Below are 22,903 nucleotides of genomic sequence, written 5' to 3' on the forward strand. Positions count from 1 at the left end.
AAAATAGCTTGGTAAAAATAATTAAAAGGAGAATTCTACTATGAATTTAACTATCTTAGCCCTCGGTTTGGCCGTTATGGGTGTATCTATTGGTGAGGGTATCCTCGTTGCCAATATCGCTAAGGCTGCAGCTCGCCAACCTGAGATGTTTAGTAAACTTCAAACATTGATGTTTACTGGTGTTGCCTTCATCGAAGGTACTTTCTTCGTATTGTTTGCCCTTAGCTACATTGTCTAATAGACAAATAAAAAAGATGGAGGAGGGATGAGCAGTGGAAACTACAAGTAATCCAACCGTCTCATTATTTGGGATTGATTTTGACTTGACGATCCTTGCCATGTCTCTCTTGACAGTAATTATCGTTTTTGGAGTGGTTTTTTGGTCAAGTCGTGATATGACCATTAAACCAAAGGGAAAACAAAATGTACTCGAGTTCATCTATGAATTTGTGAACAACACCATTTCTCAAAGTCTTGGAAAATTCACAAAAAATTATAGTTTGCTCTTGTTTGTAATTTTCACCTTTGTGTTTACAGCAAACAACTTAGGTTTGCTTGTATCTGTTAAAAGTGAGCATTACAATTTTTGGTCTTCTCCAACATCGAATTTCGGTGTCACTATCACTCTTTCTTTGATTATTACCCTCGTTAGTCATATTGAGGGGATTCGTAAAAAAGGGTTTAAAGGCTATCTCAAAGGTTACCTTTCACCATACCCAGCTATGCTCCCAATGAACATTTTGGAACAATTTACCAACCTTGCATCATTGGCCTTGCGTTTGTTTGGTAACATTTATTCTGGTGAGGTACTAATTGACTTGATTCTTCAATTAGTGAAATGGTCTGTTTTTGCAGCACCTATATCCTTTGCTTTGAACCTTGTCTGGGTTGCCTTTTCAGCTTTTATTGGGTTCATTCAAGCCTATGTCTTTATTATCCTAAGCTCTAACTACATTGGTGATAAAGTCAACGAAGAATAATTAAGAAAGGGAGAAATGAAATGTCATTACTGATTAATAGTACGACACTTGGTAATATCATTATTACGCTCGGCTCAGTTTTTCTCTTGTATTACCTCATTCGTAAATTCGCATGGGATCAAATTACAGGAATCTTTGTCGCTCGTGAAAAGAAAATTGCCACAGATATTGATAGTGCTGAAAAAGCTCGTCAAGAAGCAGAAATCTTGGTACAAAAACGTCAAGATGAGTTAGCTGCCGCTCGCACAGAAGCAACTCAGATTATTGATGAGGCCAAGAAAACTGGTAAAACTAAAGAGTTAAAAATCATTGCAGAAGCATATGATGAAGCTAAACGCTTGAAAGAGAAAGCAAATCAAGATATCGCCCAAAGCTGGTTGGAAGCACTTGCTGGCGTTAAAGGTGAGGTTGCTGACTTGACTGTCCTTTTGGCAGAAAAAGTCATGAAACAAAACCTTGATGCAAAAGCGCAATCTGACTTGATTGATAGCTATCTTGATCAATTAGGAGATGCTTAATGGATAAGAAAACACAAGCTCTTGTTGGGCAGTATGCCAGAAGTCTGGTAGAAGTCGCTTTTGAACAAGACGCCGTGTCAACAATCCAAGAAGAAGTAAGGCAAATCCTAACAGTTTTTGCTGAAACAAATCTAAAAACCTTCTTGTCTCAAGTAAATGTGACAAGCGAGGCTAAGAAAGAAAGTTTAAGTTTCTTTCAAGAGTCTTGTTCAGTATACATGAACAATTTTCTTGAGGTAATTTCACTCAATGACCGAGCTAACATTCTTTATGAAGTCTTGAAATTGGTCCTTGAGCTCTTTGATCAAGAAGACAACACTTACGATGTCACTGTGACATCAGCAAGTCCCTTGTCTGAAGAACAAAAAACTAGACTTTTGACGATAGTTTCACAAAAATTTGAGATTAAGACACGTCGTTTAGTAGAAAAAATTGATGAGGAACTCATTGGAGGATTCGTCATCAAAGCAAAGAATAAGTTTGTTGACACGTCAATTCGTAGTCAATTACAAGCATTTAAAATGAATTTGAAATAGAAAGTGGTGTGACTTTTGGCAATTAATGCACAAGAAATTAGCGCTTTAATTAAAAAGCAAATTGAAAACTTCCAGCCAAATTTTGACGTCACAGAAACTGGTGTAGTCACTTATATCGGTGATGGTATTGCCCGTGCTCGTGGACTTGATAATGCCATGAGTGGAGAACTTCTCGAATTTTCAAATGGTGTCTTCGGTATGGCTCAAAACCTTGAGTCTAATGACGTTGGTATCATTATTCTTGGAGATTTTTATACAATTCGTGAAGGTGATGAAGTTAAACGTACTGGTAAAATTATGGAAGTGCCAGTAGGTGAAGCTCTTATTGGTCGTGTCGTAAACCCACTTGGTCAACCAATTGATGGTCTTGGAGATATCAAGACAACTGCAACTCGTCCAGTTGAAGCACCTGCACCAGGCGTTATGCAACGTAAATCAGTTTCTGAACCACTCCAAACTGGTCTTAAAGCGATTGATGCTTTGGTTCCAATTGGACGTGGTCAACGTGAGTTAATCATCGGTGACCGTCAAACAGGTAAAACATCTGTTGCGATTGATGCAATTTTGAACCAAAAAGGACAAGATGTGATTTGTATCTATGTTGCTATTGGTCAAAAAGAATCAACTGTTCGTACACAAGTTGAAACACTTCGTAAACATGGTGCTCTTGATTACACAATCGTTGTGACTGCCTCAGCATCACAACCATCACCATTGCTTTACATCGCGCCTTACGCTGGTGTTGCAATGGCTGAAGAGTTCATGTATAACGGAAAACATGTCTTGATTGTTTATGATGATTTGTCTAAGCAAGCCGTGGCTTACCGAGAACTTTCATTGCTTCTCCGTCGTCCACCAGGTCGTGAAGCCTACCCAGGGGATGTATTCTATCTCCACTCACGTCTTTTGGAACGTTCAGCTAAGGTTTCAGATGATCTTGGTGGTGGTTCAATTACTGCCTTGCCAATCATCCAAACACAAGCAGGAGATATCTCAGCTTATATCGCGACAAACGTTATTTCTATCACAGATGGACAAATCTTCTTGCAAGAAAATCTTTTCAACTCAGGTATTCGTCCTGCGATTGATGCTGGTTCTTCAGTATCACGTGTTGGTGGTTCAGCGCAAATCAAAGCAATGAAGAAAGTTGCTGGTACCCTTCGTCTTGACTTGGCTTCTTACCGTGAACTTGAAGCCTTTACACAATTCGGTTCTGATTTGGATGCCGCAACACAAGCTAAACTTAATCGTGGACGTCGTACAGTTGAAGTGCTTAAACAACCACTTCATAAACCACTTCCGGTTGAAAAACAAGTTCTTATTCTTTACGCTTTGACACATGGCTTCTTGGACAGTGTTCCGGTTGATCAAATCTTGGATTTTGAAGAAGCCCTCTATGACTACTTTGATAGCCATCATGAGGATATCTTTGAAACAATCCGTTCAACTAAGGATCTTCCTGAAGAAGCTGTGCTTAATGAAGCTATCCAAGCTTTCAAAGATCAATCGGAATACAAATAGAGATAGGGAGGACAGCATATGGCAGGCTCTCTAAGAGAAATCAAAACAAAAATTGCTTCAATTAAGCAAACGAGTCATATTACAGGAGCCATGCAAATGGTTTCTGCTTCTAAATTGACACGTTCTGAGCAAGCTACTAAAGATTTTCAAATCTATGCCTCAAAAATTAGACAGATCACAACAGATCTTCTACATTCAGAATTGGTTAACGGTTTTTCAAATCCGATGTTGGATGCACGTCCAGTTCGTAAGTCAGGGTATATTGTCATTACTTCAGATAAGGGATTAGTTGGAGGATATAATTCAACCATTCTTAAAGCTGTCTTGGATATGATTAAACGTGACCATGATTCTGAAGATGAATATGCTATCATCTCTATTGGTGGAACAGGTTCAGATTTCTTCAAAGCTCGTAACATGAATGTTGCTTTTGAACTTCGTGGCCTTGAAGATCAACCTAGTTTCGATCAAGTCGGGAAAATCATTTCTAAAGCTGTAGGAATGTATCAAAATGAGCTTTTTGATGAACTTTATGTGTGTTACAATCATCATATTAATAGTTTGTCTCGTGAAGTTCGTGTTGAAAAAATGCTTCCAATTGCTGATTTTGATCCTAATGAATCTGAAGGCCATGTATTGACCAAGTTTGAATTGGAACCAGATCGTGATACTATTTTGGATCAACTCTTGCCACAATATGCTGAGAGTCTTATCTACGGTGCTATCGTAGATGCCAAAACAGCTGAGCATGCTGCTGGTATGACCGCAATGCAGACTGCCACTGATAATGCTAAGAAAATAATTAACGATTTAACAATTCAATACAACCGTGCACGTCAAGCAGCCATTACTCAGGAAATCACTGAGATTGTTGGCGGTGCTAGTGCACTTGAATAGCTAGAGATTTGTCTTGATTTGACATACAATAAAAAGGGATGATTGTCATCCAGAAAACTATCATAAGGAGAAAACAATGAGCTCAGGCAAAATTGCTCAGGTTGTTGGTCCTGTTGTAGACGTAGCGTTTGCAACTGGCGATAAACTTCCTGAGATTAACAATGCATTGGTCGTTTACACAGATGAAGAAAAGTCTAGACGTATCGTGCTCGAAGTAGCTCTTGAACTTGGAGAAGGTGTGGTTCGTACCATTGCCATGGAATCTACTGATGGATTGACTCGTGGGCTAGAAGTTCTGGACACTGGTCGTCCAATCAGTGTTCCTGTTGGTAAAGAAACTCTTGGACGTGTCTTTAACGTGCTTGGAGATACCATTGACATGGAAGCACCTTTTGCAGATGATGCAGAGCGTGAACCAATTCATAAAAAAGCACCTACCTTCGATGAATTGTCAACAAATACTGAAATCCTTGAAACAGGGATTAAAGTTATCGACTTGCTTGCCCCTTATCTTAAAGGTGGTAAAGTCGGACTTTTCGGTGGTGCCGGTGTTGGTAAGACTGTCCTTATTCAAGAGCTGATTCACAACATTGCTCAAGAACACGGTGGCATTTCCGTGTTTACGGGTGTTGGGGAACGTTCACGTGAAGGTAATGACCTTTACTGGGAAATGAAGGAATCTGGCGTTATCGAAAAAACAGCCATGGTCTTTGGTCAAATGAATGAACCACCTGGAGCACGTATGCGTGTTGCCCTTACTGGTTTGACTATCGCTGAATATTTCCGTGATGTTGAAGGACAAGACGTGCTTCTCTTCATTGATAACATCTTCCGTTTCACTCAAGCAGGTTCTGAAGTATCAGCCCTTCTTGGTCGTATGCCATCAGCCGTTGGTTATCAACCTACATTGGCAACTGAAATGGGTCAATTGCAAGAACGTATCACATCAACTAAAAAAGGTTCTGTTACCTCAATCCAAGCTATCTATGTCCCGGCCGATGACTACACTGACCCAGCGCCAGCAACAGCATTCGCTCACTTGGATTCAACAACTAACCTTGAACGTAAGTTGACACAAATGGGTATTTACCCAGCTGTTGACCCATTGGCATCAAGCTCACGTGCCCTTTCACCTGAAATTGTTGGTGAAGAACACTATGCTGTTGCGACTGAAGTTCAACGAGTACTTCAACGATACCGTGAATTGCAAGATATTATCGCTATCCTTGGTATGGATGAATTGTCGGACGAAGATAAAACATTGGTTGGACGTGCTCGTCGTATCCAATTCTTCTTGTCACAAAACTTCAATGTTGCTGAACAGTTTACGGGTCAACCAGGTTCTTATGTTCCAGTTGCTGAAACTGTTCGTGGCTTTAAAGAAATCCTTGAAGGTAAATATGACAATCTTCCTGAAGATGCTTTTCGTAGCGTAGGGCCAATTGAGGATGTAGTAGCTAAAGCTAAAGCTATGGGCTACTAATGAGGTGAAGATATGGCACAAATGACCGTACAAGTGGTAACTCCAGATGGTCTTAAATATGACCACCATGCCAGCTTTATCCACGCGGTTACTAAAGATGGTCAAATTGGTATTTTGCCAGGCCATATTAACTTGGTTGCTCCACTTGAAGTGGATGAGCTCAAGGTTCGTCGTGTGGATGACGAGAGTCACGTCGATTGGATTGCCGTAAACGGTGGTATCATCGAAGTTAAAGATGATTTCATTACTATCGTTGCCAATTCAGCAGAACGTGATCGCGACATTGACGTTTCTCGTGCCGAACGTGCCAAGCAACGTACAGAACGTGTCTTGGAAGAAGCAACAAAATCTGATCGTAATGTTGATGTTCAACGTGCTCAGGTTGCTCTCCGTCGAGCACTTAATCGTATCAATGTCGGTACAAAAATAAGATAAAAAAACGGGACCTAAGTCTCGTTTTTTTATTTATCCTTAAAGAAAATATGAGAACTAGCAATATTACCACAGAAAGCTAGTTTACAAATTAATTTGAGTATAAAAGATTAAATAAAAGTTTTAAAGATTAAAACGGTTAATTTAGATTTTACTTTAGTTTAAGATATCAAAGTGTTATAATATAAGCTGTTAGCTTTATGTTTTTTTATGAAATGTAGGGTAACATAATAGAAAGTATGAGTTTTTTAGATATGAAAATTGAAAAGAAACATCTTTTGGACTATACCATCTTGATACCTTATTTAATTTTATCAGTGGTTGGTTTGATTGTTGTTTATTCAACAACGAGTGCTCGTTTAGTAACTTTTGGAGCCAATCCTTTCGCATCAGTTATGAACCAAGGTGCCTTCTGGCTAGTATCCTTATTATTTATCTTTTTTATTTATCGATTGAAATTGAATTTCCTTAGAAAAGATAAGGTCTTAGGAGCTGTAATAATTGTCGAAATTATACTTTTGGTTGTTGCGAAATTTTTCACTAAAGAAATTAATGGAGCGAACGGATGGATTGTACTGGGTCCCTTATCTTTCCAACCAGCGGAATATCTTAAGGTTATTGTTGTTTGGTATTTGGCGCACACCTTCTCAAAACAACAGTCTGCTATAGAACATTATGACTATCAGGCTTTAACTAAAAATAGGTGGATACCGAGGACTAAAGAAGAATTTAATGACTGGCGTTACTATTTGCTGGTAATGATTGGCTTAGTTGCCATCCAACCAGACTTGGGAAATGCGGCTATCATCGTATTGACAACGGTTGTCATGTTTTCAATTTCTGGTGTTGGTTATCGCTGGTTCACGGCACTGTTTGCTGGTATTGTAGGGCTGTCGTCTGCTTTTCTTGGATTGATTGCTTTGGTTGGAGTACAAAACATGGCTAAGGTACCTGTCTTTGGATATGTTGCCAAGCGTTTTGCAGCTTATTTTAATCCTTTTAAGGATTTAACAGGTTCAGGACTTCAGTTATCTCATTCTTACTATGCTATGAGTAATGGGGGGTGGTTCGGTCTTGGTCTCGGAAATTCGATTGAGAAAACCGGTTATCTTCCAGAAGCAACGACAGACTTTGTGTTTTCAATTGTTATTGAAGAGTTAGGTCTCATTGGAGCAGGTTTGATTCTTGCCCTTCTCTTTTTCCTTATTCTTCGTATTATGATTGTAGGAGTAAAAGCTAGAAATCCATTTAACTCTATGATGGCACTTGGTGTGGGGGCTCTCATGCTTATGCAAGTTTTTGTTAATATCGGTGGAATCTCAGGTTTGATTCCATCGACAGGGGTTACCTTCCCTTTCCTTTCACAAGGTGGTAACTCTCTTCTGGTAACTTCCGTTGGTATTGCTTTTGTCTTGAACATTGCTGCTAATGAAAAACGAGATAATATTGTTCAGGCTATTGAGGAAGAGTTGTCTCAGACTCAAGAACTTGAAAATCAAAATGAAAAAATTGTACCTTTGAGAAGAAGTCGTTAGCATACGACTTCTTCTTGTCTTTTGGAGTGTAGTCATGGTTTGGATAGAATGAAAAGATTATAAAAGTAGTAGAAAGAGGATTATTGAAAGAAATATTTGTGATTACTATAAAGAAAAACTGAAAACTATATAAAATACTTGCAATTCTATGACATTTTGATAGAATAGTAGAGTAAAGTTAGACTGTATTGCCTACTGTCTATCTATAAAATATATTTTATTGGAGGCTTTTCCTAAATGGCAAAAGAAAAATACGATCGTAGTAAACCACACGTTAACATTGGTACAATCGGACACGTTGACCACGGTAAAACTACTTTGACAGCTGCAATCACAACTGTATTGGCTCGTCGTCTTCCTAGCGCAGTTAACACACCAAAAGACTACGCTTCAATCGACGCTGCTCCAGAAGAACGTGAACGCGGTATCACAATCAACACTGCACACGTTGAATACGAAACTGAAAAACGTCACTACGCTCACATCGATGCGCCAGGACACGCGGACTACGTTAAAAACATGATCACTGGTGCCGCTCAAATGGACGGTGCGATCCTTGTAGTTGCATCTACTGACGGACCAATGCCACAAACTCGTGAGCACATCCTTCTTTCACGTCAGGTTGGTGTTAAACACCTTATCGTCTTCATGAACAAAGTTGACTTGGTTGACGATGAAGAATTGCTTGAATTAGTTGAAATGGAAATCCGTGACCTTCTTTCAGAATACGATTTCCCAGGTGATGACATTCCAGTTATCCAAGGTTCAGCTCTTAAAGCTCTTGAAGGTGATTCTAAATATGAAGACATCATCATGGACTTGATGAATACTGTTGACGAATACATTCCAGAACCAGAACGCGACACTGACAAACCATTGTTGCTTCCGGTCGAAGATGTATTCTCAATCACTGGTCGTGGCACTGTTGCGTCAGGACGTATTGACCGTGGTGTTGTTCGTGTTAATGACGAAGTTGAAATTGTTGGTCTTAAAGAAGAAAGCCAAAAAGCAGTTGTTACTGGTGTAGAAATGTTCCGTAAACAACTTGATGAAGGTATTGCCGGTGATAACGTCGGTGTCCTTCTTCGTGGTATCCAACGTGATGAAATCGAACGTGGTCAAGTATTGGCTGCGCCTGGTTCAATCAAGCCACACACTAAATTCAAAGGTGAAGTTTACATCCTTTCTAAAGAAGAAGGTGGACGTCACACTCCATTCTTCAATAACTACCGTCCACAGTTCTACTTCCGTACAACTGACGTAACAGGTTCAATCGAACTTCCTGCAGGTACTGAAATGGTTATGCCTGGTGATAACGTGACTATCGACGTTGAGTTGATCCACCCAATTGCCGTTGAAAAAGGTACAACATTCTCTATCCGTGAAGGTGGACGTACTGTTGGTTCAGGTATCGTAACTGAAATCGAAGCTTAATTAATATTAAGTTCCCAATACAATTATTAGTCAGACAATAATTGAGAGAGTCGAGTTTACTCGGCTCTTTTTGGTCTTTAAATATCTGAGAGTCTTCTTTGTTTGCATTTAGTTGACTAAAGTTAGCTTTTATAGAGAACAATCTTAATAAAGCAAGTCGAGTTTTCGGAATTTTCCTAAAAACCTAGTAATAGTAAGGGATTTGTGATAAAATAAACGAGTAAATAAAAAAAGAAGAGGTATGTGAAATGTCACGTAAACCATTTATCGCTGGTAACTGGAAAATGAACAAAAATCCAGAAGAAGCAAAAGCATTTGTTGAAGCTGTAGCGTCAAAATTGCCTTCAGCTGACCTTGTTGAAGCTGGTATTGCGGTTCCTGCAGTTGATTTGACAACTGTTATTGCTGCTGCTAAAGGTTCAAACCTTAAAGTTGCTGCACAAAACACTTACTTTGAAAATTCAGGTGCTTTCACTGGTGAAACTAGCCCACAAGTTTTGAAAGAAATCGGTACTGACTATGTTGTTATCGGTCACTCAGAACGTCGTTACTACTTCCACGAAACCGATGAAGACATCAACAAAAAAGCTAAAGCAATCTTTGCTAACGGTATGATTCCAATCATCTGTTGTGGTGAATCCCTTGAAACTTACGAAGCTGGTAAAGCAGCAGAATTCGTAGGTGCTCAAGTTTCAGCTGCTTTAGCTGGATTGACTCCTGAGCAAGTAGCTTCATCAGTTATTGCGTACGAACCAATCTGGGCTATCGGTACTGGTAAATCAGCTTCACAAGACGATGCACAAAAAATGTGTAAAGTTGTGCGTGATGTTGTGGCAGCTGACTTCGGTCAAGAAGTCGCTGACAAAGTACGTGTTCTATACGGTGGTTCAGTTAAACCTGAAAACGTTGCTGAATACATGGCTTGTCCAGATGTTGACGGAGCTCTTGTAGGTGGTGCATCACTTGAACCTGAAAGTTTCTTGGCATTGTTTGACTTCGTTAAATAATGAATAAAAAGTTCGAGAACTGTTCTCGAACTTTTTTGTTTGTAAACATATGTCTAAAAAACTAAACCTAATAAGATAAGTATGTGGTTTATATAAATAGAGTTTTGAAACGTTTTGTGGTTTTGATGACATGCTAAGATGTACACTCTTTTACCATAGGCTATATGCTTTCTGAGATTGTTCATTTAGCCTAAAATTTGATAAAATAGAAGGTGAATAAACAACAAAGGAAATATCATGTCTAAAGGGTTACTAATCTCAATCGAAGGACCAGATGGGGCTGGAAAAACTTCAGTTTTGAAGGTGCTTTTGCCACGTTTAAGAGAGGTTTATCCAGCTCAGGTCATAACGACACGTGAGCCGGGAGGCGTGGCTATTGCAGAGCAAATCCGTGAAGTTATTCTGGATATAGATAATACGGCTATGGATGCTAAAACAGAACTTTTGCTCTATATTGCTGCTCGTCGCCAACATTTGGTTGAAAAAGTTTTACCAGAACTTGAAAATGGCAATATGGTTATCATGGATCGCTTTATTGATTCCTCGGTAGCCTATCAAGGAGCAGGCCGAGGGCTTGATCAAGATGAAGTTGCTTGGTTAAATAATTATGCGACGGATGGTCATAAACCTGATTTGACCTTGTTGTTTGATGTGGATTCTGAAACTGGTTTAGCTCGTATTGCGGCAAACGGTGAGCGAGAAGTCAATCGTTTGGATTTAGAAAAACTTGATATGCACCAACGTGTACGTCAAGGGTACTTAGATTTAGCTGAAGCTGAGCCAGAACGTATTAAGAGAATCGACGCCTCGCAAACTTTGGAAGAAGTTGTAGAGGATACCTGGGAAATTATTAAAAGTTATTTATAAGGAGCAAGATGAAGTTAGCTGAATGTCAAAGAAAACTTTTTGAAGAGTTTTCACAAATTATCAGAGAAAATCGTTTGAGTCATGCTTATTTATTCTCGGGTGATTTTGGAAGTCTCGACATGGCTATTTGGCTAGCGCAGAGTCGCTTTTGCTTGACTCCTGAGGATGGTCTTCCTTGTAGTCACTGTCGTCCGTGTCGTTTGATTGCACAGGGAGATTTTTCAGATGTTAAATTGGTTGAACCGCAAGGGCAGATTATAAAAACAGATATTATTCGTCAACTGACAAGAGAGTTTAGCCAATCGAGTTTCGAGGGCCATGCTCAAGTGTTTATCATTCGTGATGCAGATAAAATGCATGTTAATGCGGCCAATAGTCTCTTGAAGTTTATTGAAGAACCTCAAAGTCAGATTTATATTTTTCTTTTGACAGCTGATGATAGTCGTATGTTACCTACGATTAAAAGCCGAACTCAACTCTTTTATTTTCCTAAGAATCGGGCTTATCTGGAAGAATTGCTTCAGAAGGAAGGTTTGTTGTTGACACAAGCCAAAGTGTTGGCAGATTTTGCTAAAGATGATGTTCAGGCTTTAGACTTAGCTAAAGATAATAAGGTTCTTGATCTGATTAATACAGTAGAGCGTTTCACACAGTCCCTGCTATCTAATCAGGACCTGCTTTATTTGGACGTTGCAAAACTGGCTGTCCAGTGTAGTGAAAAGTCGGAACAAGAGATAGTCTGGGCTTTTTTAACTTATCAATTGGGGAAGGATATACAAAATCCACAAGCAAGACGATGGCTAGACTTAGTTTATGAGGCTCGAAAAATGTGGCTTGCTAATGTCAGCTTTCAAAATGCGATGGAGTATATGGTATTATCATGACAGAAGTCATTGGAATAAAATTTGAAGAAACTGGAGCAGTAGAATACGTTGTTCCTGATAAAAATTACGCCAAAGATGACTTTGTAGTCGTTTTGGAGAAAAAAGATAAGCGCCTAGCCCAGGTTGTCATGGAGAACACAGATTTTCCTGAGGTTAGTTTGCCTGCGGATTTGAATCGGGTTGAAGGATTGGCAGGAGAGAAAGATTTTGCTAGATATGATGAAAATCTTTTGAAGGCTGAAAAGAGTATGGGAGTAGTGGCTGATTTAATTGCTCAAAATCAGCTTGATATGAGGGTGGTGGATATTGTCTTTCCCCTAAATAGCTCATACGTGCGTATCAGTTTTGTGGCTGAAAAGCGGGTAGATTTTCGTCAGTTGCTCAAGGATTTGGCGACTTACTTTAAGACACGTATTGAGTTACGTCAGATTTCAAGTCGTGAGGAATCAAAAATCTATGGTGGCTTAGGACCTTGTGGTCGGGCACTTTGTTGTTCTAGTTTTTTGGGTGAATTCCCACCAGTATCGATTAAGATGGCTAAAAATCAGAGTTTATCTTTGAATTCTGGTAAGATGAATGGGGTCTGTGGTCGACTTATGTGTTGTCTCAGTTATGAAGATGACTTTTACCGAGATAGCAAGGCAAGTTATCCTGACTTGGGTGATGAAATTGAAACCAAGGATGGCACGGGTCAGGTCGTTGCCATTGATGTGATTGCAGGGACTGTTAAAGTTATGTTTGAAAAAGGGGGAGCTCCCCTAACTTATGGAGTGGAGGAAGTTCAGCTAAATGGAAAAGCGTGAATTGTATGATAAATTCGAAGAATTATCACAAAATTTGATGTCAATGTTGGCAGAGGTAGAAGCGATTAAGGCGAACTTCTCAGGGATTTTCGAGGAAAATACGGCTCTCAAGTTGGAGAACGACAAGTTACGTGAGCACTTGAGTCAAGTGGTTCAAGAGGAGACAGGGACTAAAATGTCTCATGGCAAGGTGAACCTCGAGGCTATTTATGATGATGGATTCCACATTTGCCCAGATTTTTATGGTCAACGTCGTGATAATAATGAAGCTTGTGGATTCTGTGCAGAATTGTTGTACGGAGATTAAGCATGCAGGTTCAAAAGAGTTTTAAGGGACAATCTAACTACGGTACCCTTTATTTGGTTCCCACACCTATTGGGAATTTGCAGGATATGACTTTTCGCAGTGTGCAAATCTTGAAAGAGGTGGATCTTATTTGTGCGGAGGACACGCGTAATACGGGTCTCTTGCTCAAACATTTTGAAATTGAAACCAAGCAGTATTCTTTTCATGAGCACAATGCTTACGAGAAAATTCCGGATTTACTGGAACGTTTGAAGTCAGGCCTTTCTTTGGCTCAGGTTTCTGATGCGGGTATGCCTTCTATTTCGGATCCTGGTCATGATCTGGTCAAAGCCGCCATTGCTGAGGATATTCCTGTAGTAGCCCTACCTGGCGCATCAGCTGGTATTACTGCTTTGATTGCTAGTGGTCTAGCGCCTCAACCTCATATTTTTTATGGTTTCCTCCCCCGTAAAAAAGGTCAGCAGATTGATTTTTTCAAGGAAAAGCTGTCTTATCCTGAGACACAGATTTTTTATGAGTCGCCTTATCGTGTGGCAGATACCCTTGAAAATATGCATGAGATCTATGGCAATCGCCAAGTGACACTAGTTAGAGAACTGACCAAGCTTTACGAAGAGTACCAACGAGGAACTATTTTAGAAATTTTGGATTATATTGCTAGTAATCCACTCAAGGGTGAATGTTTACTGATTGTAGCTGGGGCTTCTGAAAATGATAGGGAAGGATATCTAACATCAGATGTTGCTCCAATCGAGGCTGTTGAAGGTTTAATTGCTTCTGGCATGAAGCCTAATCAGGCTATAAAAACCATTGCTAAAGAACGGAAAATAAATAGACAAGAGCTTTATAACCTTTTTCATGGAGTGTAAGAAGCTCTTTTTTTATGGCTCTTTGTCAACTGTAGTGGGTGACGAAAAGCTAACATCTAGAGAGGACCGGATAGGTCCTTTTTTTATGTATGTTCAGTGTGATGAAGACACGCTTCTTAAAGTTGATAAAGTTTCTAAAACCAAAGCCCAATCGTTTGATGTCTTTAATCAACTTGTTAGTAGCTTCCAGTTTTGCGTTTGAATAGTCCGTTTCTAGTGCGTTTTTGATGTATTGCTTGTGTCTAAGAAAAGTCCTAAAGACCGTTTGAAAATAATGATTGACCTTGCTCCTATTTTCCTCTATCAGTTCAAAGAACTCATCTACTCTCTTCTCCTGAAAGTGAAAAAGCAAAAGCTGATAAAGTGTATAGTAGTCAGTAAGCTCTTTTGAAAAGACTAGTGTCTTCGCAACAACTTCATGTGGTGCTAAAGTTTGGCGGAAAGTCTTTGAATAAAAAGAGTTGAGAGATAGTTTACGGCTGTCCTTTTGGAAGAGTCGCCAGTGATTTTTCAGGGCTCGATAGGGTAGTGACTTCTTATCGAACTGGTTCATAATTGCAATTCTTGTCTTTAAAAAGGCACGTCCAAGGTGCTGGATGATGTGGAAACGATCAAGAACGATTTTTGCGTTTGGAAAGAGCTTGCGAGCCAGTGGAATATAAGCTCCAGACATATCCATCGTGATAAACTGTACCTGTTGTCGGACTTTCAATGGATACTTCAAAAAGTAGTTTCGTATAGTGGTTTGGCGGCGATTATCAAGGATGATTATGAGTTCGTTTGTCTTATAATTCTGCGCCACAAAAGCCAATTCCCCTTTCTTGAACCCAAACTCATCCCAGGACATAACGGCAGGGAGTTTGTCATAATGTTCCTTGAAAGTAAACTGATCAAGCTTGCGATAGACAGTGGACGTCGACACGCGAAGTCTTCTTGCAATATCAGTTAGTGACACTTTCTCAGTTAGGAGTTGTGTAACTTTTTGTCGGACTAGATTGGAGATTTGGCAGTTTTTCTCAACGATAGATGTCTCAGCTACCGTGACTCTCCTACAATTTTTACACTGGAAATGACGTTTTTTCAGACGTAGTAGAGTTGGTGTTCCCGCTTGCTCGAGAAGAGGGATTTTAGAAGGCTTTTGAAAGTCGTACTTGATCATCTTTCCATGGCAATGAGGACATGATGGTGCAGGGTAATCAAGTTTTGCTTGAATCTCGATATGAGTGTCAGTTTCAAAAACAAGTGAAATCTTGATATTTTGGTCTTTGATTCCGATTAATTCTGTGTTATTCTTAATAGGTCTCAAAAGTTCTCAAAAGTTCTTCCTAATGATGGTTTGGTTGCTTTTCATTATAGTTCTTATGGGACTTTTTGTGTACACTCAAAAAGCTCTATAATCCCTACAGTAGTTTTACCCACTACAGAAATTATAGAGCCTTTTTTATGGTAACATAAGATGTTAGAAAAGAAAAAAATTATCAAAAAATTTCATAAATAAGCTTGTGGGATTTTTTTTGTGTGATATTATTTAACATAAAAATAATTTCTTTTGATTGGAGTGGTTTTATGGATACAGGTAGTACTGCCTTTATATTGATATGTTCAGCCATGGTGTGCTTGATGACACCAGCTTTGGCCTTCTTCTATGGTGGTCTGGGGCGTCGAAAAAATGTCATTAATACCATGATGATGTCTGTTCTTCCCTTAGCAATTGCCTCTCTCTTGTGGGTTGTTGCTGGTTATTCACTTTCTTTTGGTGGTCAAGGCTATTTCTTTGGGAATATTAGTCATCTCTTTTTACATGGAGTCTCTGAAACGACTTCAAGTCGTGGTCTAGCTATTACTGATCTCTTATTTTCGGCTTTTCAGATGATGTTTTCCATTATCTGTGTGGCGATTTTGACAGGTTCAGTAGTAGGACGTATGCGCTTTACTCCTTTAGCTATTTTCATAGTCTTTTGGTTACTTTTGGTCTATTATCCTTTTGCACATATGGTATGGGGAGACGGAATTCTTGTCAAGTGGGGGACGATTGACTTTGCGGGTGGTGATGTGGTCCACATTACTTCAGGTGTTTCGGCTTTGGTTTTGGCAATTGTTGTTGGAAAACGTCGTGACTATGGGATTTTAGAGCACCGTCCTCATAATGTTCCTTTTGTTCTGTTGGGAGCGAGTCTTCTGTGGTTTGGTTGGTTTGGTTTTAATGCAGGTTCTGCCCTAGCGCCCAATGGATTAGCAGTTCATGCTCTTGTGACTACGCATTTTTCTGCAGCAGCTGCCATATTTTCGTGGCTAGCTCTTGAAAAATATGTGACAGGTCATCCAACTTTGGTCGGTGCTTCGACCGGTTTAGTAGCCGGGCTTGTTGCCATCACGCCTGGGGCTGACTTCGTTTCCATCTGGAGTTCCATTCTAATTGGAGCCATGGTTAGTCCGGTTTGTTTCTATGCCATTTCTGTCTTGAAAAAACGCACTAACTATGATGATGCTTTGGATGTTTTTGGTTGCCATGGTGTCGGAGGAATCTTTGGTGGTTTGTGTACAGCTGTTTTTACAACACCAAATCTAGCCCTAGATAAGGCTAATTTTGGACTTATCTATGGAAATGCTCGTTTGTTTATAGTGACAGTTCTAGCCATTGTTTTCACAGTTACTTGGTCGGGGCTGGTAACCTATGGTATCATAAAAGTAATTGGCCACTATATACCTTTGCGTGTCAGTGACCGTGATGAGGCTATTGGTCTTGATGACTGTGAACACAAGGAAACAGCCTACCCAACCTTTATGGGTATGGATTCGTAGGAGGATACTGATGAAAAAAATCGAAGCGATTATTCGTTCGGATAAATTGGAAGATTTGAAAAATGCCTTGACTGGTAGTGGTTTGACTAAGGGAATGACTGTGAGTCAGGTCTTGGGTCATGGGACCCAACGTGGCTTTGCGGAGTTTGTCCGTGGTCAACGGATTGTTCCGACCTTATTGGCTAAGGTTAAGGTGGAAATAGTAGTCAAGAATCTGGCAGTTGATGAGGTTGTGGATACTATCCGTAGCGCTGTGGCGACAGGCGAAGTCGGTGATGGGAAGATTTTTATTGTTCCTATTGATGATGTCATTCGTATTCGTACTGGCGAACGGGGCGGAGACGCTATTTAATGTCATATTGAATTAGGACTTAAACCAGTTGGTTTGTATCTTTTTTAGTGAATTTTGATATACTTACAGGAGTTAGTATGATTGAGGGGGTGACTGATTGGCGAAAGGAAAAAAGAAAACTAAGTCGAAAGCTAGACCTAAGAAATCTAAAAAGAAAAAGAAGTCTGTCTTGCTTTTTCCTAAATTTTTCCAAAAGTGGAGTCTGATTTTTATTGGCCTATTTTCCTTATTGGGCCTCTTAGCTAGTTTAAATTTTCGAAGATTGACTATGGAAAAAAATATGACGCCTACGGATGAGACGACGGTTGCTTTTATTGCTGAGATTGGTGAGACGTCGCGCTATTTGGCAGCTAGAAATGATCTTTATGCATCTGTCATGATAGCTCAGGCTATTCTAGAATCTGACTCTGGACAATCACAATTAAGTCAAAAGCCATTTTACAATTTCTTTGGAATTAAAGGAGAATACAATGGTCAAAGTGTAACCTTACCGACCTGGGAGGATGATGGTAAGGGAAATCCCTACCATATCGATGCTGCCTTTCGTTCCTATGGTTCTGTGGAAAATTCTCTACAGGACTATGTGGAGTTTCTTGAGGGTAGCTACTATGTCGGAGTACACCGCTCCAAAACGAGAAGTTACAAAGATGCGACTGCAGCCCTAACAGGTGTTTATGCCACCGACACAACCTATGGTGATAAGTTGAACAGCATCATTGAACAATATCAGTTAACTATTTATGACACATATTAGGGTTAAGAAGGATAAGAAAAATATGAACCAGAACCAAGTGAAACTCATTGCAATTGACATGGACGGGACCCTCTTAAATAGCCAAAAAGAGATACCTGAAGAGAACATCAAGGCTATTCAAGAGGCGACTGCAGCAGGTATTAAAATCGTACTATGTACAGGTCGCCCACGTTCAGGCATTGTTCCCCATTTTGAAAAATTGGGTCTTAGTGAAGAAGAGTACATTATCATGAACAATGGTTGTTCAACTTATGAAACTAAAAATTGGACCTTGCTTGAATCTGAAAGTTTATCTCGCTCTGAAATGGAAGAACTCTTGCAGGCTTGTGAAGATTTCCCAGGGGTGGCTCTAACCTTTACTGGTGAAAAAAGTTATTATGTTGTGGGTAATGAGGTACCTGAGCTAGTAGCTTATGATGCTGGGACTGTTTTTACAGAAGCGAAAGCTAGGAGTTTGGAAGAAATCTTTGAGGAAGGGCAAGTGATTTTCCAAGCTATGTATATGGCTGAATCTGAACCTTTGGACGCCTTCCAAAATGCTGTGCAAGATAGACTTGATCAGAGCTATAGCACAGTTCGTAGTCAAGAATATATTTTTGAAGTCATGCCACAGGGGGCAACTAAGGCTAGCGGGCTTAAACATTTAGCTGAAAAGCTTGACATTAACCGGGATCAAATCATGGCTTTGGGTGATGCTGCCAATGACCTTGAAATGCTACAGTTTGTAGGTCAAAGTGTTGCCATGGGAAATGCTAGTGATGACATCAAGTCTTTGAGTAAATATGTGACCTTGACAAATGATCAGGCAGGTGTAGCCTACGCCATTCGCACCTGGGCTTTATAAGAAAAAGACCTTTAGCTTTTAATTGCTAAAGGTCTTTCGATTTCGGATAATGGCAATGAGAGTGGTTAGTGTAATGGTGATATCTATGATGGCAGCGGGGTAAGCCTTAATGGTCAAATCGTAAATTAGCCAGAGTAACATATTCTCAATAATGACCCAACGAAGCTACTGGAGGTTTCGTGTGATAGCAATTGATAGACTATAAGAGACTGAAGAGATGATTGGCAAATAGCCAATAACCCCAAGTTGATTGAGATAAGGATCCTACGATGGTTCGAAGAATAATGAGGATGGACAAAATAGTCTTGGTCATTTTCTTTTTGATCATCAAACGATTTCTGATGATGGAAATACTAATGGTTAAGGCACTGGTATAGCCACCCAATAAGAGGTTAGCAGCGGCAGTGAAAATGTAGTCGGTAATTTGCCAGACGAGCATCTTATTTTTTGATTTTGCAAAAGAGGATATGGCAACACAGAGGGCTCCAATGGCTGAGAGTACTTGTGCTAGAAGCTAAGATTGTCATGATGCAACTTCCAATTTTTTCCTTTATTATATCACAAGAAAGAAGGATTTATTTCGATGATATCTATCCGTTAACTAAAATTATTCCTGGTGAGGATGAAGTTAACAAGTACGAAGCGCTTTACTTGAATCGTTTGCTTATCACACAAGCATTGCCCTTGGTAATGCTAAGAAAGAGTTGGTTCACTTAGCATCATATGCCATTCAATCTTTGGAGGCTTCATACGCTTTCTTTGATAAAGGTGATGAGAAATACTTTGACAAGGTAGAGAAGCATGAAACAGCTGTTAACAGTATTGATGAAGAGTTAACAACTTACTTGATTGAAATCTCTAACGAATTGCTTAGTGTTTATGAAAACGAAATTTTGGCAAGTGTTTTAGATTCTGTTCGTGACTTGGAGCGTATTGGTGACCTGGCAGTTGCAAGTGCCAACCTTTCACAACATATTCATAATAAAGGAATTGAATTCTCTGGGACTGCTAAGGCTGAGCTTGAGGATGTTTATAATCGCACGCACCGTATTGATCTTGATAGTATTCGTGTTGTTGTGGATGATGACAAAGTGCTTGCAGGTCAAGTTATCCTTCGTCATGAAGAGTTGAAAAAACTTGAAAAACAATTGCGTATGATTCATACCAAACGTCTTAATAATGGTGAATGTACTGTGCAGGCAGGTATCAACTATGTTGATTACCTCTCATATTACACACGTATCGCAGACTATGCCATCAACCTTGTTGAAAAGGTTACAGAAGGTGTGATTTAATATCGAAAGTCGAGAACTTTTCTCGGCTTTTCTGATATAATGAAGGCGTATTGAGAACATAGAAAATTGATGAGAGGTAGTCCTATGACTTATTATATTTCAGCCAAACGTTTTTATTTTGATCATAAGGTCAAAGAAGGTGGCTACTTGGCGGTCACAGATGGTCGTTTTGGTAAGTGGACAGAAAATGTACCAGAGGGTGCAGAAGTGCTAGATTACAGTGATTATCAGATTGCTCCTGGCCTTGTGGACACTCACATTCATGGCTTTGCGGGGTACGATGTTATGGATAATTCTGAGGAAAGTCTTCTAGGCATGAGTCAAGCCTTGCTTTCAGCAGGTGTGACTTCTTTCTTACCGACAGCATTGACAGCGCCATTTGAAGAGCTAAAAGCTATCTGTCAGACAACAGCAGAGACGGCTGGTAAGGAGCCTGGTGCTAAAATCCAGGGACTCTTCTTTGAAGGACCGTATTTCACTGAGACCTATAGGGGAGCGCAAAATCCTAAATACATGGGCAACCCAAGTATCGAACAGTTGCAAGCCTGGCAAGAAGCGGCTCAAGGAAAGTTAATCAAATTAGCCCTGGCTCCCGAGCGTGAAGGAGTGGCTGACTTTATTAAAGAAGCGACTAAACAAGGTGTAACGATTGCTTTAGGACACTCCAATGCTACTTATGAAGAAGCCATGGCAGCAGTGGAAGCTGGTGCTTCAGTCTGGGTTCACGTCTACAATGGAATGCGTGGCTTTAGTCACCGTGATCCTGGTATGGTTGGTGCAGCCTTTGATACTCCTGAGACGATTGGTGAACTGATTGCGGATGGTCATCACGTGGTTCCTGCAGCTTGTAAGGTACTCATCAAGCAAAAAACGCCTCAAGGAGTTACCCTTATTACAGATTGTATGTCAGCGGGAGGTTGTCCTGATGGTGACTATATGCTAGGTGAGCTCCCTGTTATTGTGAAAAATGGTACCGCTCGTCTTAAGAAAGGTGGTAACCTAGCTGGCTCTATCCTACAACTCAAAGACGGTGTCAAACATGTGGTTGATTGGGGACTCGTGACGGTTGCTCAAGCCTTACAAATGGCAACTAGTATTCCTGCTAAATCGGTTGGACTAGAAAATATTTGTGGCAGCCTTAAAGCTGGTCACCCAGCCGATTTCATCGTCTTAGATGATTCCTTGGAGTTACAAGCAACCTATATTGATGGGTGTAAAGGTTGGGAGAAGTAATACTATAAGCAGTGCTTTCTTATTTAAGTGCTTTTTTTGTTTTTTACAGAATTGTAACAGTAAAGGTGTAAAATGGAAATAGCTTTTATTTTATAGGAGGTAATATGTCAAAACGTATTTGGAGCATTGCCCTGGCTTATGTCGGTGTAATGATTGGTGCAGGAGTATCTTCTGGACAGGACCTCTTGCAGTATTTTGTCAGTTTTGGAGCCTGGGGGTTGATAGGTGTTATTGTCCTTGGTGTTCTACATGTTGGTTTTGGCCGTTTGATGATTTCTCTAGGAGGTTATTACCGTTCTGATGACCATTCAGTCGTTCTGGCTGAGATTAGCCATCCCGTTATTTATCGTATTCTGTATTCTGGACATTGCTCTGATTATCACATGCTTTCTTTTTGGTTTTATTATGACGGCAGGTGCAGGGGCTAATTTAAATCAGCAGTTTGGTATGCCGATTTGGGTAGGCGCCTTCCTCTGTACAGCCTTGACTATCTTTGTTAGTTTATTAGATTTCAAGAAAATCATCGGTGTTATTGGAGTCTTTACCCCTCTGATTTTGATTATGATTGCCATGATTTTCGTGACCAATGTTTCTGGGGCGTAACTGGGATTTTGTAGAGATGAATAAGGTGTCTCAAACCATTCAATCACCCTTCCCAAGCGTTTGGATGTCTGTGATCAATTATTTTTCTGTTTGTGTCATGTCGGCTATAGCGATGGCCTTTGTTATGGGAGGCTCTATTCTCAAAATTGATGAAGCTGAAAAGAGCGGAGCATGGGGAGGCTTCATGGTTGGTATGATTTTCTTCATCACGACCTTGATTCTCTTTGCTAACAGTGATAAAATTGCTAGATCGGATGTTCCTATGTTGGCTATTGCTAAGGAAGTGAACCCTATCTTTGCGACAACTCTACGCCTTTGTGATTTTTGGTTTGATTTTCAATACCGTCTTTAGTCTTTACTATGCCCTTGGAAAACGCTTCTCAGCGGGGAGTGATAAACGATACAAGTTCTTTGTGGCTGCCTTTGCCCTGGCTGGTTTTGCTATATCCTTTATGGGTTTCCGTCAACTGGTGGCAGTTATGTATCCCATTATTGGTTATCTGGGGTTGTTGATGTTGGTTGTCCTAGTTGTAGCTAGCTACCGCAAAAAAGGCGGAATTCGCAAGGAAAAAGAAATTCGAAATCATCTTTTAGGTATTGTCGAGAAAGCTTATGATTCTGAACAAGATTTAACATCTCAGGATAAGGAAAAGGCAAAACAACTTCGAGAAGCTTCGATTATTGATAATGATATTCTCCATGAAGATACCCATGCACATGTCCGTCAGGAAATGGGACTCGGTAAGAAGGGTTAGAATTTTATTTTACAAGTTTCTCTATTTTTGCTATAATACTGATAAGAAAGAAGAGCTTATGGCGTTTTTCTAGCGAGCTTGGGATAGTGAAAGCCAAGTAGAACAAAGTAGGCAACGGCGCTTTCTCTCAGTGAAGAGCTGAGTACAAACAGATAAAATGAAGTAATAAATTAGGGTGGAACCGCGTTTCTG

23 protein-coding genes and 3 pseudogenes are annotated in these 22,903 nt (G+C 40.0%); 24 read left to right on the forward strand and 2 right to left on the reverse strand.

The window, feature by feature from the left end:
* Positions 1-40: 40 nt before the first annotated feature.
* The 16 genes from E3C75_RS04795 to rsmI all read left to right on the forward strand — a co-directional run bounded on the left by E3C75_RS04795 (position 41) and on the right by rsmI (position 14,073).
* Positions 41-238, forward strand: a complete 198-nt coding sequence (locus E3C75_RS04795; protein ID WP_023909455.1) for a F0F1 ATP synthase subunit C — start codon at positions 41-43, stop codon at positions 236-238.
* 34 nt (positions 239-272) lie between these two features.
* A complete protein-coding gene (atpB, locus tag E3C75_RS04800; protein ID WP_023909456.1) occupies positions 273-980 on the forward strand; it encodes a F0F1 ATP synthase subunit A in 708 nt (235 codons plus the stop codon).
* 20 nt (positions 981-1,000) lie between these two features.
* A complete protein-coding gene (gene atpF / locus E3C75_RS04805) occupies positions 1,001-1,498 on the forward strand; it encodes a F0F1 ATP synthase subunit B (protein WP_023909457.1) in 498 nt (165 codons plus the stop codon).
* On the forward strand, positions 1,498-2,034 hold the full coding sequence (locus tag E3C75_RS04810; protein WP_014621238.1) for a F0F1 ATP synthase subunit delta: 537 nt from the start codon (positions 1,498-1,500) through the stop codon (positions 2,032-2,034). Before atpF ends, E3C75_RS04810 begins: the two co-directional genes overlap by 1 nt.
* A gap of 15 nt (positions 2,035-2,049) precedes the next feature.
* A complete protein-coding gene (gene atpA, locus E3C75_RS04815) occupies positions 2,050-3,555 on the forward strand; it encodes a F0F1 ATP synthase subunit alpha (protein ID WP_014621239.1) in 1,506 nt (501 codons plus the stop codon).
* 18 nt (positions 3,556-3,573) lie between these two features.
* Entirely contained in the window at positions 3,574-4,452 is an 879-nt protein-coding gene (locus tag E3C75_RS04820) for a F0F1 ATP synthase subunit gamma (RefSeq protein WP_084828548.1), read from the forward strand.
* A 76-nt stretch (positions 4,453-4,528) separates the two neighbouring features.
* Entirely contained in the window at positions 4,529-5,935 is a 1,407-nt protein-coding gene (gene atpD / locus E3C75_RS04825; RefSeq protein ID WP_084828549.1) for a F0F1 ATP synthase subunit beta, read from the forward strand.
* A gap of 12 nt (positions 5,936-5,947) precedes the next feature.
* Positions 5,948-6,370: a F0F1 ATP synthase subunit epsilon gene (locus E3C75_RS04830; protein WP_084828550.1), complete on the forward strand. Its 423-nt coding sequence runs from the start codon at positions 5,948-5,950 to the stop codon at positions 6,368-6,370.
* 251 nt (positions 6,371-6,621) lie between these two features.
* Entirely contained in the window at positions 6,622-7,902 is a 1,281-nt protein-coding gene (ftsW, locus tag E3C75_RS04835; RefSeq protein WP_084825810.1) for a cell division peptidoglycan polymerase FtsW, read from the forward strand.
* 237 nt (positions 7,903-8,139) lie between these two features.
* Positions 8,140-9,336, forward strand: a complete 1,197-nt coding sequence (gene tuf, locus E3C75_RS04840; RefSeq protein WP_084825811.1) for an elongation factor Tu — start codon at positions 8,140-8,142, stop codon at positions 9,334-9,336.
* 248 nt (positions 9,337-9,584) lie between these two features.
* Positions 9,585-10,343, forward strand: a complete 759-nt coding sequence (tpiA, locus tag E3C75_RS04845; protein WP_084825812.1) for a triose-phosphate isomerase — start codon at positions 9,585-9,587, stop codon at positions 10,341-10,343.
* Positions 10,344-10,580: 237 nt separating this feature from the next.
* Entirely contained in the window at positions 10,581-11,210 is a 630-nt protein-coding gene (tmk, locus tag E3C75_RS04850) for a dTMP kinase (protein ID WP_002946312.1), read from the forward strand.
* Positions 11,211-11,218: 8 nt separating this feature from the next.
* Positions 11,219-12,094, forward strand: coding sequence for a DNA polymerase III subunit delta' (locus E3C75_RS04855; RefSeq protein ID WP_084825814.1), 876 nt, complete (start codon positions 11,219-11,221; stop codon positions 12,092-12,094).
* Positions 12,091-12,897, forward strand: coding sequence for a regulatory iron-sulfur-containing complex subunit RicT (gene ricT / locus E3C75_RS04860; RefSeq protein WP_084825815.1), 807 nt, complete (start codon positions 12,091-12,093; stop codon positions 12,895-12,897). Before E3C75_RS04855 ends, ricT begins: the two co-directional genes overlap by 4 nt.
* Positions 12,884-13,204: a DNA replication initiation control protein YabA gene (gene yabA / locus E3C75_RS04865; protein WP_002946304.1), complete on the forward strand. Its 321-nt coding sequence runs from the start codon at positions 12,884-12,886 to the stop codon at positions 13,202-13,204. The genes ricT and yabA overlap by 14 nt, the downstream gene beginning before the upstream one ends.
* A gap of 2 nt (positions 13,205-13,206) precedes the next feature.
* Positions 13,207-14,073 (forward strand): 16S rRNA (cytidine(1402)-2'-O)-methyltransferase, encoded by an 867-nt coding sequence (gene rsmI, locus E3C75_RS04870; RefSeq protein WP_002949974.1) that lies wholly within the window; start codon positions 13,207-13,209, stop codon positions 14,071-14,073.
* Between the two features lie 56 nt (positions 14,074-14,129).
* Here rsmI and E3C75_RS04875 read toward each other — a convergent pair.
* A pseudogene (locus tag E3C75_RS04875) lies at positions 14,130-15,379 on the reverse strand (ISL3 family transposase).
* Positions 15,380-15,639: 260 nt separating this feature from the next.
* Here E3C75_RS04875 and E3C75_RS04880 point away from each other — a divergent pair.
* From E3C75_RS04880 to E3C75_RS04895, 4 genes are all read left to right on the forward strand, one after another.
* On the forward strand, positions 15,640-16,875 hold the full coding sequence (locus E3C75_RS04880; RefSeq protein ID WP_100262222.1) for an ammonium transporter: 1,236 nt from the start codon (positions 15,640-15,642) through the stop codon (positions 16,873-16,875).
* Positions 16,876-16,885: 10 nt separating this feature from the next.
* Positions 16,886-17,227: a P-II family nitrogen regulator gene (locus E3C75_RS04885; RefSeq protein ID WP_084828553.1), complete on the forward strand. Its 342-nt coding sequence runs from the start codon at positions 16,886-16,888 to the stop codon at positions 17,225-17,227.
* Positions 17,228-17,324: 97 nt separating this feature from the next.
* Positions 17,325-17,981: a glycoside hydrolase family 73 protein gene (locus E3C75_RS04890; protein WP_084828554.1), complete on the forward strand. Its 657-nt coding sequence runs from the start codon at positions 17,325-17,327 to the stop codon at positions 17,979-17,981.
* A 22-nt stretch (positions 17,982-18,003) separates the two neighbouring features.
* A complete protein-coding gene (locus E3C75_RS04895; RefSeq protein WP_011680842.1) occupies positions 18,004-18,825 on the forward strand; it encodes a Cof-type HAD-IIB family hydrolase in 822 nt (273 codons plus the stop codon).
* A gap of 18 nt (positions 18,826-18,843) precedes the next feature.
* Here the strand turns inward: E3C75_RS04895 and E3C75_RS04900 are convergent.
* A pseudogene (locus tag E3C75_RS04900) lies at positions 18,844-19,315 on the reverse strand (YgjV family protein).
* 14 nt (positions 19,316-19,329) lie between these two features.
* Here E3C75_RS04900 and E3C75_RS04905 point away from each other — a divergent pair.
* From E3C75_RS04905 to E3C75_RS12245, 4 genes and pseudogenes are all read left to right on the forward strand, one after another.
* On the forward strand, positions 19,330-19,542 hold the full coding sequence (locus E3C75_RS04905) for a hypothetical protein (RefSeq protein WP_133264065.1): 213 nt from the start codon (positions 19,330-19,332) through the stop codon (positions 19,540-19,542).
* Positions 19,530-20,120 (forward strand): PhoU domain-containing protein, encoded by a 591-nt coding sequence (locus E3C75_RS04910; protein WP_023909462.1) that lies wholly within the window; start codon positions 19,530-19,532, stop codon positions 20,118-20,120. The genes E3C75_RS04905 and E3C75_RS04910 overlap by 13 nt, the downstream gene beginning before the upstream one ends.
* An 84-nt stretch (positions 20,121-20,204) precedes the next feature.
* Positions 20,205-21,353: an N-acetylglucosamine-6-phosphate deacetylase gene (gene nagA / locus E3C75_RS04915; protein WP_024704227.1), complete on the forward strand. Its 1,149-nt coding sequence runs from the start codon at positions 20,205-20,207 to the stop codon at positions 21,351-21,353.
* 104 nt (positions 21,354-21,457) lie between these two features.
* Positions 21,458-22,711, forward strand: a pseudogene (locus tag E3C75_RS12245) (YkvI family membrane protein).
* Positions 22,712-22,903: the final 192 nt, after the last annotated feature.

It is taken from the genome of Streptococcus thermophilus (assembly GCF_010120595.1).
Lineage (GTDB): Bacteria > Bacillota > Bacilli > Lactobacillales > Streptococcaceae > Streptococcus > Streptococcus thermophilus.